This is a genomic window from Streptomyces ferrugineus (genome assembly GCF_015160855.1).
In the GTDB taxonomy this organism is placed as follows: domain Bacteria; phylum Actinomycetota; class Actinomycetes; order Streptomycetales; family Streptomycetaceae; genus Streptomyces; species Streptomyces ferrugineus.
In genome coordinates this window covers 6,805,299-6,817,372 of the sequence record NZ_CP063373.1, presented here as the reverse complement: position 1 = coordinate 6,817,372, position 12,074 = coordinate 6,805,299, and the positions used below count along the sequence as shown (strand labels likewise).

Genomic DNA, 12,074 nt, shown 5'->3' with positions numbered 1-12,074 from the left:
CGATTTCCCCCTGTTGATTATCAAAATTTCCGCCGGACACCCTCTTGACTCCTCGCTGAAGCCACTGTCATTCTCTGTGCCAGATTCTAGCACAGCATTCCACATAGTGGCACGGCAGCCTTGGGGGGATCCCCCGGAAGTGAGCCGGACTGCGAGGTGCGGCGGTTGCGAGCCGCAGGTTCACAAGGAGGACCTGGCTCCCGCTCAAACCATCCCGAATCGAACATTCTCACGTCGAAGGCCCAGCATGCGCCTCGGCGATACGAAAGGAAAGCCCTGTGTCAGCTGCCAGGAAGCGCGTCGCGGTGGTCGGGGTCGGAACGATGGGCAGCCAGGCCGCCTGGCGGCTGGCGGCCCGCGGCGCCGAGGTCGTCGGCTACGACCGGTTCGCCCCCGGCCACGACCGCAGCGCCGCCGGCGGCGAGACCCGCATCTTCCGCAGCGCGCACTTCGAGGACTCCCGGTACGTCCCGCTCCTCAAGCACGCCGACGCCCTCTGGGAGCAGCTGCAGCAGGAGACCGGCCGCGAGCTGCGCCGCCTGACCGGGTGCCTGCTCATGGGGCCGACCGACCACCAGCAGATGGCCACCGTCCTTCAGTCCATCGCCGAGCACGACCTCGACCACGAGGTGCTCGACGCCGAGGCACTCGCCAAGCGCTTCCCGCAGTACCGCCTCGAGGACGGCGACGCGGCCGTACTCGACCGCCGCGCCGGGTTCATCCGCCCGGAGCTGACCATCCAGACCGCCGCCCGCCGCGCAGAGCAGCTGGGCGCCGTGATCCACCGCTACAGCACGGTCCGCGAGATCGTCCCCGTCGCGGGCGGCGTGGAGATCCGCACCGACTCCGGCAGCGAGCGCTTCGACACCGCCGTCGTCACGCCCGGCCCCTGGGTCAACGACCTGCTGCCCGACCTGCCGTGGGAGGTGGAAGTCCGCCGCGTCGTCAGCGCCTGGTACGTGCCCACCGCCCCCGACGCCTGGTTCGGCGAGGAGCGCCCGGCGTTCATCCGCACGGCGCCCACCCACTGGTACGGCCTGCCCTCCCCGGACGGCATCTCGGTCAAGCTCGGACTGAACCGCGTGCTGCACCGGGTCGTCGGCGACCCGAACCAGCTGGAGCGGACTGTGCAGCCGGAAGAGCTCGAAATCTTCAGCGAGTTGATCGGCCGCTACATGCCCGACCTGCACCCGGACCCGACCCGTCTCTCCGCCTACATGGAGGGCTACACCGAAAGTTCCCGCCCGCTGGTCGGTCCGCTGCCCGGCGCCGAGAACGTGATCCTGCTCGCCGGCTTCTCCGGCCACGGCTTCAAGCTCTCGCCCGCCTTCGGCGACATCGCCGCGGACCTCGCGCTGGACGGCGCCTCGCCCCAGCCCATCGACTTCCTCTCCACCGTCGGCCGTACGGAGGCATGACCATGCAGGACGCCACCCTCTCCGTCGGCTCTCTGGCGGCCCGGCCCGGCACCAAGGCCCGCGGCACCGTCCAGGCCGATCTCGGCACCCGCACCGCGGACATCCCGGTGACCCTGGTCAACGGAACCCGCCCGGGACCCCGGGTCGTCATCACCGCCGGTGTGCACGGCGGCGAGTTCACTCCCATCGAAGCCGCCGCGCGCCTGGCAGACCTGCTGGAGCCCGGCGAGGTGAGCGGGCAGGTGACCGTCTGCCCGGTCGCCAACCCTCCCGCCGTGTACCAGGGCCGGCTCAACGTCTCCCCGGTCGACGGCGTGAACCTCAACCGTGTCTTCCCCGGCGACCCGGCCGGCGGCCCCACCGAACGGCTGGCCGCCTGGCTCTTCACCCACCTCGTCGACGGCGCCGACGTCTACATCGACCTGCACTGCGCCGGCATCGACCAGGTCCTGCGGGACTTCGTCGGCTACCGCCTCACCGGTGACCCGGACCTGGACAAGGCGACGGCCGAACTGGCAGGCTCCTTCGGCATCCAGGACGTCATCCTCGGGCTGACGCCCGAGGGCGGCAACAGCCACGCGGCCGCCGCCCGCCGGGGTATCTCGGCGGTCCTCGTCGAGGTGGGCCAGCTCGGTCAGCGGGACGAGGCCACCGCCCTCCGCCGTGTCGACGGACTGCTGAAGGCACTGCGCCATCTGGGCGTCCTCGACCAGGACGGTTCCGCCCCGGCACCGATCCGCGAGTGGGTCTGGTCCGCCGGCGTCACCGCCGAGGCCACCGGCCTGTGGTACCCGGAGTTCTCCTTCGACGCCGACGTCATCGGCGAAGTGGCCGAGGGCGACCTCCTCGGCCGCATCATCGACCCGACCGACGGCACCGAGCACACCGTCCACGCCCCGGCAGACGGCCGGATCTTCTACGGCATGCATGGCCTCACCGTCGCCACCGGTACCGAACTCGCCGCCCTCGCCGTCCCGTGGGACCCCGACACGGCCGCGCGGGCCGACACCCTCCGGGCCCCCGGTCTGGGTGCCGGATCCGACGAGGCGGGCCCCCGCCCCTAGACCCCCATTCCAGCCGCCCCCCTTTCCACGTCCCCAGCCGCTCCCCTTCACGGCCAGCACCACCCAGGAGGCACACGATGAAAGATGCCCGAATAGACCGCAGACTGTTCCTGCGAGGAATAGGCGGGGTCACTGCGGGTGTCGCCGCCGCGACCGCCCTCTCCGCCTGCGGTACCGGTACCAGCCGGTCCGGCGCCGGCAGCGGTGGCAAGGGCGGGAAGACGGTGGTCGTCCGTGACAGCGGCGGTTCCTATGGTGCGGCTCTGCAGAAGGCGATCTACACGCCGTTCACGCAGGAGACCGGTATCCAGGTGAAGGTGCTGAACCTGGACGACGCTCCGCTGCTGGCGCAGATCAAGCAGGGCCGGCCGCAGTGTGACCTCATCAACAACTCGATGACGTCTCACCACAAGTACGTGGCCCAGGACGCGCTGGAGGCGCTGGACCTCGACCGGGTCAAGAGCGTGAAGAGCGCGAAGCTCCCCGACAACCAGATCACCGACCATGCCATCGGCAGCAGCTTCTACGGCGCCTGTATGGCATACCGCACGGATGCGTTCGGCGGTAAGAAGCCGGAGTCATGGGCGGACTTCTGGGACACCGGGGCGTTCCAGGGCGGCCGTTCGATGTGCAACCCGGACGGTGATCTGCCGGAGCTGGAGTTCGCGCTGCTGGCCGACGGTGTCCCGATGGACAAGCTGTATCCGCTGGATGTGGACCGCGCGTTCAAGGTGCTGACCCGGCTGCGGGGTGACATCAAGAAGTTCTGGGACAGCGGCCCGCTCCCCGGCGTTCTGCTCAGCCGCGAGGAGGTGACGATGTCCACCGTGTGGGACGGTCGTATCGCCGATCTGCAGAAGCAGGGCGTTCCGGTCACCAGGCAGCTCAACGGTATGCGCCGGCAGTTCCAGGGCTATGCCATCGCCAAGGGCGCGGCCAATGTGGACGCCGCCTACCAGCTGATGGACTTCTCGCTGCGTGCGGAGAGCCAGGCCGCTCTGGCGAAGGCCTTCCCCTCGAACCCGGCCTCCCCGCTGGCTTACGAGAAGCTCACCGAGGAGGAGCGCGACGCGCTGGCGGGTGCGCCCAAGTACTACGACAAGGGCTTTGACGCGGATATCGACTGGTGGCTGAAGAACGAATCGGCCGTCACCAAGCGCTGGCTGGAGTGGGCTCGTGGCTGAATTCGGTATCGCCGCACCGTCGGTGAAGATGTCCGGCGCCACGCCGGCCGCCGGGAGCGGCAAGTCGCTGTCGGTGGTGGCTCTGCGCAAGACGTACGGGGATGTCGTCGCGGTCGACGAGGCGTCGATGGAGATCGCGGCCGGGGAGTTCGTCACCTTCCTCGGCGCCTCCGGGTCGGGCAAGACCACGACGTTGATGATGATCGCCGGGTTCTGCGAGCCGGACTCCGGCACCATCACCGTCGGGGGCCGCGATGTGACGCGGCTGGCGCCGCAGAAGCGGGGCCTGGGTTTCGTGTTCCAGCAGTACCTGCTGTTCCCGCACATGACGGTCGCCGAGAACGTCGCCTTCCCGCTCACCCTGCGCGGGGTGCCGAAGGACGAGATCCGGCGCCGGGTGGGGGAGACGCTGGAGATCGCCGGCCTGTCCGGGTTCGGCGGGCGTAAGCCGCGTGAGCTGTCGGGTGGTCAGCAGCAGCGGGTGGCGTTGTGCCGGGCGCTGGTCTACCGCCCGCCGGTCATCCTGATGGACGAGCCGCTGGGCGCGCTGGACAAGAAGCTGCGTGACCAGCTCCAGGTCGAGATCAAGACCATCCAGCAGGAACTGGGCCTGACCGTCATCTACGTGACGCACGATCAGGAAGAAGCGCTGGTCATGTCGGACCGTATCGCGGTGATGCGCAACGGCCTGATCGAGCAGTTCGACACCCCGAGGGAGCTGTTCGAACGGCCCAAGACGCCGTTCGTGGCGGACTTCCTCGGCGCGGCCAACTTCCTTGACGGCCGCATCGAGAAACAGGACGGCGAGCACACCCTGGTCCGCCTCGATGGCAGTGGCGGGCTGCTGAAGGCGCGCCGCCACGAGCTGGCCCCTGGTACGCAGGTCAAGGTGGCTGTTCAGCCGGGCCGGCTGCGGGCCTGCGCCAGTGATGACGGGTTCTGTTCCGGCACCGTCGAGACGGCCACCTACGTGGGCACCCTGGTCCGCGCCGGCGTACGCATCGACGGCGGCCAGGCGCCGCTGCTGCGCCTGGAAGTACCGGCAGGCCGGGGTCCCGTCGCCGGCGAGCGGGTCGGGATCACCGCCGATGCCGGCGACGTCAACCTCTTCCCCAGCGAACAGGCAGGGTGAGCCATGGCCGCCACCCTCACCGCGGGGGCACCCGCCCGTCCGCGCAAGCTCCTGGCCTCGCGCCGGACGCGGGTCGGGATCCTGTACGCGCTGCCGGTCGTCGTCTACCTGCTGGTGCTGTTCGTCTACCCGATCTTCAGCACCCTGCTGCTCAGCCTGCAGAACGCCGACGGCTCCTTCACCCTGCACTGGTACGCCGACGCACTGACCGGGGTCAACCTGTCGGTACTGTTCACCACGCTGCGGATCTCCGCCGAGACAGCGCTGTTGAGCCTGGTCTTCGGCTTCGTCCTGGCCCAGGCGATCTGCCGACTCAAGCCCCTCCTGGCCGGGCTGGCCATGCTGGTCGTGGTCGTCCCGCACTTCGTCAGCGCCCTGGTACGCACCTACGGCTGGATCATCATGCTCGGCGACAAGGGCCTGGTGAACGAGTCCCTGGCGTGGGCACCGGGCGCACCGTTCCGGCTGCTCTACAACGAGCTCGGTGTGGTCATCGGCACCACCTCCATGATGCTGCCCTATACGGTGCTGCTGCTGTACGGCGTGATGCGCGGCGTGGACCGCCGCCTGCTCGCCGCCGCGTCCAGCATGGGCGCGAAACGCGTGACCATCTTCCGCCGCATCTACCTGCCGCTGGTCGCCCCCGGCCTGGCCAGCGCCGGACTGCTCAGCTTCATCCTCTCCCTGGGCTACTACATCACCCCCGCCCTGATGGGCGGACCCAACCAGACGATGATCGCCACCCTCATCAACCAGCAGGTCACGAAAGAGAACCAGTGGAACGGGGCCGCCGCCCAGGGCGTCATCCTGCTGGTCCTCACCCTGGCCGGACTGCTCCTGGTCAAGGCCGTGACCTCCCTGGGCGCCAGCCGCAAGAAGAGGAGCGCCTCATGATGGAGCTGCGCAAGACCCTCGCCGGACGGATCGCCCTGACCGCCGTCGCCACCATCATCCTGCTGTTTTTGGCGCTGCCGATCGTCGTCATCCTCGTCACCTCCTTCAGCAACAACGCCTTCGCCGCCTTCCCACCCGAGGCATGGACACTGAACTGGTACAAGGCCCTGTTCGCCGACGGCAGCAAATGGCCCGCCGCACTCTCCCTGAGCGCACTCGTCGCCGCCCTGAGCACCGTCTTCTCCCTCATCATCGGCGTGACCGCCGCGACCGCCCTGACCCGCAGCGAACTCCCCCTGCGCTCCGCGGTCTTCGCCCTGGTCCTCGGACCACTGCTCATCCCCCAGATCGTCACCGCACTCGGCCTGTTCCTGCTCTTCGAACCCGCCGCGATGCTGGGCAGCCCCATCGCCATCGCCCTCGGCCACACCGTGCTCGCCGCACCGATCGCCGTCCTCATCCTGATCGCGACCCTGCGCGGCATCGACGAACGCCTCGAAGACGCCGCCGCCAGCATGGGCGCCGGCCGCCTCACCATCGCCCGGAAGATCACCTTCCCCCTCGCCGCACCCGGCATGATCGCCGCCGCGATCTTCTCCTTCATCACCAGCTTCGACGAGTTCTACATCGCCCAGTTCCTCTCCTCCGTCGACACCGTCACCCTGCCCGTACGCGTCTACAACTCCCTCACCTTCGAAATCGACCCCAGCGTCACCGCCGTCAGCGCACTCCTGACCGCCTTCGCCATCCTCGCCCTCGGCCTCGTCGCCCTCGTCCGCTGGATCGGCTCCGGACGACAGCAATCCCTGCTCTCCGTCGAGAACACCGTCGGCGTCGCCAACCCCGGAGGCGACGCCGTATGACCACCGCCGCCACTCAGCTGACCGCGGCCACCGCTCAGCGGCACCTGCTGCTGAACATGACCGCCAACGGATCGCTCGGCGACCGGGGCGAAGACCTTCTCGTCGTCCAGCGAGGGGAGGGCCCGTACGTCGATGACGCCGAAGGCAGGCGCTACATCGACGGCCTGTCAGGGCTGTACTGCTGCCAGCTCGGCTACTCCTACGGGCCCGAGTTCGCCGAGGCAGCCGAACGGCAGCTGAGCGAGCTGTGTTACAGCCCGCTGTGGACCGGCTCCGCGCACCCGTCGGCCATCGAACTCGCCGAGCGACTGTCCTGGATCGCCCCCGTCGACATCGAGCACACCTTCTTCTCGAGCGGTGGCGCCGAAGCCGTCGAGACCGCCTGGAAGATAGCCCGTCGTTACCACGCCCTGCGCGGCGAGCCGGGCCGCACCAAGGCGATCGCCCGGCGCGGCGCCTACCACGGCCTGACCATCGGCACCCTGTCGTTCAACGACGACCCCGGCCTGACGGAGCCGTACGGACCGCCGGCCATCGACACCCGGTTCGTGTCCAACACCAACCGTCTCGGCCTCGCACCGGAGTTCGCGGACGACGAGGTGTACACGGCATGGCTGCTCGCGGAGTTGGAGACCGCGATCCTGACCGAGGGCCCGGAGACCGTCGCGATGCTCATCGCCGAGCCGGTGCAGAACCGGGGTGGCTGCATCACGCCGCCCCAGGGTTACTGGCAGGGGTTGCGGGCGCTGGCCGACCGGTACGGCTTCCTGCTCGTCGCCGACGAGGTCATCACGGCCTTCGGCCGGATCGGGGAGTGGTTCGGCGGGGACCGCTACGGCGCCCGCCCGGACATGGTCACCGTCGCCAAGGGCATCACCGCCGGATACGCACCCCTGGGTGCGACCCTGGTCGGCACCAAGGTCACCGAGGTCATCAACCGGCCCGGCGCGGTCCTCAACCACGGCTACACCTTCGCCGGGCACCCGCTGAGCACGGCCATCGCCCTGCGCAACCTGGAGATCATGGAGCGGGACCGCATCCTGGACAACGTCCGCGGTCTCCAGGGGGACTTGGCCAAGCGCATGGCGGCGCTCAAGGACCTGCCGATCGTCGGCGACGTCCGCGGCACCGGGTTCTTCTACTCCTGCGAACTCGTGGGCGACCTGGACGACGGCGGCTTCAGCGCCACCGCCCGAGCCGCTCTGATCGGCGACCTGATCCCGCGTCGGCTGCGCGAGGCCGGCCTGCTGGCCCGCGTCTACGACCGCTCCAGGCCCCTGGTCCAGATCGCGCCCCCGCTGATCAGCGACCGTGCCGTCCTCGACCGTATCGCCGCGATCATCGCGGGCACCCTCGCCGAGGCGTCCGCCCGCATCTGATCCACGTTCCGCATCTGGCCCACGTTTTGGGAAGGAACCACATGTACTCCATCGGTCCGCTGACCGTCGCCCCGGGCGAGCGCGCCCAGGGCCTGATCCCGGTCGGCACCAGCAGCTACGGCGTGGAGCTCGGCATTCCGCTGATCGTCGTCAACGGCGCGCAGGACGGCCCGGTCCTGTGTGTGGACGCGGGCGTGCACGGCGACGAGTACGACGGCCAGGAGGCCATCCGCCGCGTGCTCGCCGAGATCGACCCGGCCACGCTGCGCGGCACCGTCGTCGGCATCCCCTGCATGAACACCCCGGCCTTCGAGGCGGCCGCCCGCGCCAGCGGCATCGACCACCTCAACCTCAACCGCATCTTCCCGGGCGACGCCGAGGGCTCGTACTCGCAGCGTCTGGCCGCCACCTTCGTCGAGCAGGTCGTCCCCGCCGTCGACGCCGTGGTCGACCTGCACACCGGTGGCGCCTACGGCGAGATCGCCCCACTGGTCATCCTCCAGGGCGGCTACGAGGAACTGGCGACGGACCTGGCGCTGGCCGCCGGGCACGAGCTGGTCTGGAAGGGCGGCAAGTGGGGCGGCACGGTCCGCCACCCCGTCCTCGAAGCCGGCAAGCCCGCCATCACCATCGAGTGCGGTGGCGCCACGTACCGCGAGACCAACGTCGAGCACCACATGCACTCGATCCGCAACATCCTGCGCAGCCTCGGCATGATCGACGGCGAGGCGGAGCTGCGGGACACCTACACGACGGTCTCCGGCACCTTCGCCCGCTCCGCCGCCGGCGGCTTCTTCGTCGCCCGCGCCGAGCCGGGGGAGACCTGCAAGGAAGGCGACCTGATCGCCACCATCACCGACCACTACGGCAACACGCTGGAGGAGGTCACTGCCCCGCAGGAGGGCATCGTGCTCTGGGTGCGCCGGATCCGCACGGTCCGTCCCGGCGACGAGGTCGTCATCTTCGGCGAGGTGCTGGGGGAGATCCAGCCATGAGCGGCGAACTGCAGCTGAGCGAGCTGCTGATCGACGGCAAGCAGGTCCCCGCCGTCGACGGCCGCACCTTCACCGTCCTCGACCCGTCGAACGGCATGGCCATCGCCCAGGTGGCGCTGGGCGGCAAGGCCGATGTGGACCAGGCGGTGGCGGCGGCGCGCGCGGCCTTCACCGCACCCGAGTGGGCCCGGATGCGTGCCGCCGATCGCGGCCGGATCCTGTACCGGATCGCCGAGGCCATCCGTTACCAGGGCGAACGGCTGGCCCGCCTGGAGAGCCAGGACGTCGGCAAGCCGCTCCGCCAGGCGAAGGCCGATGTCGAGGCCGCGGCCCGCTACTTCGAGTTCTACGCGGGCGTCGCCGACAAGCTCGGCGGCTCGACGATCCCGCTCGGCCCCGGCCTGATCGACTACACGGTCCGTGAGCCGATCGGCGTGTCCGGCCAGATCATCCCGTTCAACTACCCGCTGCAGAACACCGCGAGAGGCTCCGCCCCGGCGCTGGCCGCCGGCTGCACGGTGGTGCTCAAGCCGTCGCCCGAGGCGCCGCTCACCCCGCTGGAGATCGGCAGGATCGCCCTGGAGTGCGGTCTTCCGCCGGGCGTGCTGAACGTCGTCCCCGGCGACGGCGAGACCGGCGCGGCCCTCGCCGGCCACCCCGACATCGACCAGGTCACCTTCACCGGGTCCGTGCCGACCGGCATCAAGGTCGCGCAGGCCGCCGCCGCGAACGTGGTGCCCTCGGTCACCGAACTGGGCGGCAAGTCGCCGGTCGTCGTCTTCGCGGACGCCGACTTCGACCTGGCGCTCGGCGCGGTCGCCGCCTCCGCGTTCGGCAACGCCGGGCAGACCTGCTCGGCCGGCACCCGGCTGCTGCTCCAGCGTGGCGCCGAGGAGTTCCTGGACAAGCTCGTCGCGCACGCCGCCTCCCTGCGCGTCGGCCCAGGCCTCGCCGACCCCGACGTCGGCCCGCTGGTCGCCGCACGGCAGCGGGACCGGGTCCTCGGCTACCTGGAGCTGGCGCGGGAAGAGGGCGCCGTGGCACGGGCCGGCGGAGGCGCCCCCTCGGACCCCGAGCTGGCCGACGGCTACTTCGTCGAGCCGACCGTCCTCACCGGGCTCGACAACCAGGCCCGTTGCGCCCGCGAGGAGATCTTCGGTCCCGTCGTCACGGTCATCGAGTTCGACGACGCCGACGAGGCGCTGGAGATCGCCAACGACAGTCCGTACGGCCTCGCCTCGTACGTGTGGACCCGCGACATCGACAAGGCGATGCGGATGGCCGAGGGCATCCGGGCCGGCCAGGTCTATGTCAACGCCACCGGCGTCGGCACGGGCGTCGAGCTCCCCTTCGGCGGCTACAAGCACAGCGGCTGGGGCCGGGAGAAGGGCCTTGAGGGCCTGGCCAGCTACCTGCAGACCAAGAACGTCTGCATCGGGTTCGGAAACCGGTCATGAGATACCGCACCCTCGGTGAGCGCGGCCCGACCGTCTCGGTGGTCGGCGTGGGCGGCAACAACTTCGGCAGCCGTCTCGACGAGGACGGCACGAAGGCCGTCGTCCACGCCGCCCTCGACGCCGGGATCACCCTGTTCGACACCGCCGACATGTACGGCGGGTCCGGTGAGCGGGGTGGCTCGCGCGGCGACGGCGAACGCCTGCTGGGTGCCGCCCTCAAGGGCCACCGCGACGACATCGTGCTCGCCACCAAGTTCGGCATGGAGATGAGCAGGGATGCCGACCTGTGCGGTCCGCGCGGATCCCGCGCCTACATCCGGTACGCGGTGGAGGCGTCGCTGCGCCGGCTCGGCACCGACCGGATCGACCTGTACCAGTACCACGAGCCGGACGGTGTCACGCCGTTGGCGGAGACAGTCGCCGCGCTCCGGGAGCTGGTCGCCGAGGGCAAGATCCGGTACATCGGCTGCTCCAACCTCCCGGCCGAGCACGTCACGGACGCCTTCGTGTCCACCCAGGCGCCCTACCACCTGCTCGACCGCGGTGCGGAACGGGACCTGATCCCGGCCTGCCTGCACCACGGCGTCGGCCTGCTGCCGTACTACCCGCTGGCCAACGGCCTGCTCAGCGGAAAGTACCGGCGCGGCGAGGAGCCCCCGCCCGGCAGCCGCCTGTCCTGGCGCCGGGGCTGGCTCACCGACGCGGCCCTCGACAGGGTCGAGGCGCTCACCTCGTACGGCGCCGACCGCGGCCTGACCCTCCTCCAAGTCGCGGTCGGCGCACTGGCGGCCCTGCCCGCCGTCGGCTCCGTCATCTGCGGCGCCATGACACCCCACCAGGTCACCGCCAACGCGGCGGCGGCCGACTGGATACCGAGCCCGGCCGACCTGGCCGTGCTCGACGCGATCGTCGCCCCCGGCGAACGCGTCGTCTGAAGCCCCCACCCCCTCTGAAAACCGCGAGAGACCAAGGCTGGACACCATGCGAGAGATCGTCACCTTCGACGCCTACGCGACCCTGATCAACTTCGAGCTCGGCCCCACGACCCTGAAGGTCCTGGAGGACCGGCTGGACCTGGACAACCTGGATGTCGACGAGTTCCTCGACGACTTCCGCGTCATGCGCTTCCAGGCCGTCCTGGAGGCCTACCGCCCCTACCACGAGGTCCTGCACTCCAGCCTGCGCAACGCCATGCGCCTGCACGGCCTGGAGTACCGCGAGTCCGACGGCGACGCCCTGGTCGAGGCCGTCCCCACCTTCGGTCCCCACCCGGAGGTCCCGGACGCGCTGCGCGCCCTGAAGACCAAGTACGAGATCGCCATCATCTCCAACACCGACGACAACCTGATCGCGCGGAACGTCGAGAACATCGGCGTCGAGTTCGACTACGTCATCACCGCCCAGCAGGCCGGCGCCTACAAGCCGGACCGCCAGACCTTCGAGTACGCGTTCAAGACCATGGGCGTCGAGCCCTCGCAGGTCATCCACGTCGCCCAGGGCTGGGAGTACGACCACATCCCGACCCGCGACCTGGGCCTGAAGCGCCGGGTGTGGATCAACCGTTACGGCCGCAAGGGCAGCGCCGACTACCAGCCGTACGACGAGCTGCGTGACCTGTCAGGCCTGCCGAAGCTGCTCGGCTGCTGACCTGCGGCACACCGGCGACACAGGACCGAGAAACACAGAGG

Annotated in this window: 11 protein-coding genes; all 11 read left to right on the top strand. The window is 69.9% G+C overall.

What is annotated here, in order from left to right; genetic code table 11:
- The first annotated feature begins 278 nt into the window (after positions 1-278).
- The 11 genes from solA (at position 279) to IM697_RS30585 (ending at position 12,033) form a co-directional block, all read left to right on the top strand.
- A complete protein-coding gene (gene solA / locus IM697_RS30635) occupies positions 279-1,418 on the top strand; it encodes an N-methyl-L-tryptophan oxidase (protein WP_194039333.1) in 1,140 nt (379 codons plus the stop codon).
- The gene (locus IM697_RS30630) at positions 1,415-2,482 is read left to right on the top strand and encodes a succinylglutamate desuccinylase/aspartoacylase family protein (RefSeq protein ID WP_194039332.1); all 1,068 of its coding nucleotides are present in this window, start codon (positions 1,415-1,417) and stop codon (positions 2,480-2,482) included. The genes solA and IM697_RS30630 overlap by 4 nt, the downstream gene beginning before the upstream one ends.
- Before the next feature lie 77 nt (positions 2,483-2,559).
- Positions 2,560-3,666, top strand: a complete 1,107-nt coding sequence (locus tag IM697_RS30625; protein ID WP_194039331.1) for an ABC transporter substrate-binding protein — start codon at positions 2,560-2,562, stop codon at positions 3,664-3,666.
- Positions 3,659-4,798, top strand: coding sequence for an ABC transporter ATP-binding protein (locus IM697_RS30620; RefSeq protein ID WP_194039330.1), 1,140 nt, complete (start codon positions 3,659-3,661; stop codon positions 4,796-4,798). The genes IM697_RS30625 and IM697_RS30620 overlap by 8 nt, the downstream gene beginning before the upstream one ends.
- 3 nt (positions 4,799-4,801) lie before the next feature.
- Positions 4,802-5,692 (top strand): ABC transporter permease, encoded by an 891-nt coding sequence (locus IM697_RS30615; protein WP_194039329.1) that lies wholly within the window; start codon positions 4,802-4,804, stop codon positions 5,690-5,692.
- Complete coding sequence (locus tag IM697_RS30610) at positions 5,689-6,555, top strand: ABC transporter permease (RefSeq protein ID WP_194039328.1); 867 nt, start codon at positions 5,689-5,691, stop codon at positions 6,553-6,555. Before IM697_RS30615 ends, IM697_RS30610 begins: the two co-directional genes overlap by 4 nt.
- Positions 6,552-7,934, top strand: coding sequence for an aminotransferase class III-fold pyridoxal phosphate-dependent enzyme (locus IM697_RS30605; RefSeq protein ID WP_194039327.1), 1,383 nt, complete (start codon positions 6,552-6,554; stop codon positions 7,932-7,934). The genes IM697_RS30610 and IM697_RS30605 overlap by 4 nt, the downstream gene beginning before the upstream one ends.
- A 41-nt stretch (positions 7,935-7,975) precedes the next feature.
- On the top strand, positions 7,976-8,929 hold the full coding sequence (locus IM697_RS30600) for a succinylglutamate desuccinylase/aspartoacylase family protein (RefSeq protein ID WP_194039326.1): 954 nt from the start codon (positions 7,976-7,978) through the stop codon (positions 8,927-8,929).
- Positions 8,926-10,386, top strand: coding sequence for an aldehyde dehydrogenase family protein (locus tag IM697_RS30595; protein WP_194039325.1), 1,461 nt, complete (start codon positions 8,926-8,928; stop codon positions 10,384-10,386). Before IM697_RS30600 ends, IM697_RS30595 begins: the two co-directional genes overlap by 4 nt.
- Positions 10,383-11,321: an aldo/keto reductase gene (locus IM697_RS30590; protein ID WP_194039324.1), complete on the top strand. Its 939-nt coding sequence runs from the start codon at positions 10,383-10,385 to the stop codon at positions 11,319-11,321. Before IM697_RS30595 ends, IM697_RS30590 begins: the two co-directional genes overlap by 4 nt.
- A 46-nt stretch (positions 11,322-11,367) precedes the next feature.
- The gene (locus IM697_RS30585) at positions 11,368-12,033 is read left to right on the top strand and encodes a haloacid dehalogenase type II (protein WP_194039323.1); all 666 of its coding nucleotides are present in this window, start codon (positions 11,368-11,370) and stop codon (positions 12,031-12,033) included.
- Positions 12,034-12,074 lie beyond the last annotated feature (41 nt).

What these genes read in the sequence shown, in the direction of transcription:
- IM697_RS30630 (WP_194039332.1), top strand. Translation starts at nt 1,415, where the DNA reads ATGACCATGCAGGACGCCACCCTCTCCGTCGGCTCTCTGGCGGCCCGG.
- IM697_RS30625 (WP_194039331.1), top strand. Translation starts at nt 2,560, where the DNA reads ATGAAAGATGCCCGAATAGACCGCAGACTGTTCCTGCGAGGAATAGGC.
- IM697_RS30615 (WP_194039329.1), top strand. Translation starts at nt 4,802, where the DNA reads ATGGCCGCCACCCTCACCGCGGGGGCACCCGCCCGTCCGCGCAAGCTC.
- IM697_RS30610 (WP_194039328.1), top strand. Translation starts at nt 5,689, where the DNA reads ATGATGGAGCTGCGCAAGACCCTCGCCGGACGGATCGCCCTGACCGCC.
- IM697_RS30605 (WP_194039327.1), top strand. Translation starts at nt 6,552, where the DNA reads ATGACCACCGCCGCCACTCAGCTGACCGCGGCCACCGCTCAGCGGCAC.
- IM697_RS30600 (WP_194039326.1), top strand. Translation starts at nt 7,976, where the DNA reads ATGTACTCCATCGGTCCGCTGACCGTCGCCCCGGGCGAGCGCGCCCAG.
- IM697_RS30595 (WP_194039325.1), top strand. Translation starts at nt 8,926, where the DNA reads ATGAGCGGCGAACTGCAGCTGAGCGAGCTGCTGATCGACGGCAAGCAG.
- IM697_RS30590 (WP_194039324.1), top strand. Translation starts at nt 10,383, where the DNA reads ATGAGATACCGCACCCTCGGTGAGCGCGGCCCGACCGTCTCGGTGGTC.
- IM697_RS30585 (WP_194039323.1), top strand. Translation starts at nt 11,368, where the DNA reads ATGCGAGAGATCGTCACCTTCGACGCCTACGCGACCCTGATCAACTTC.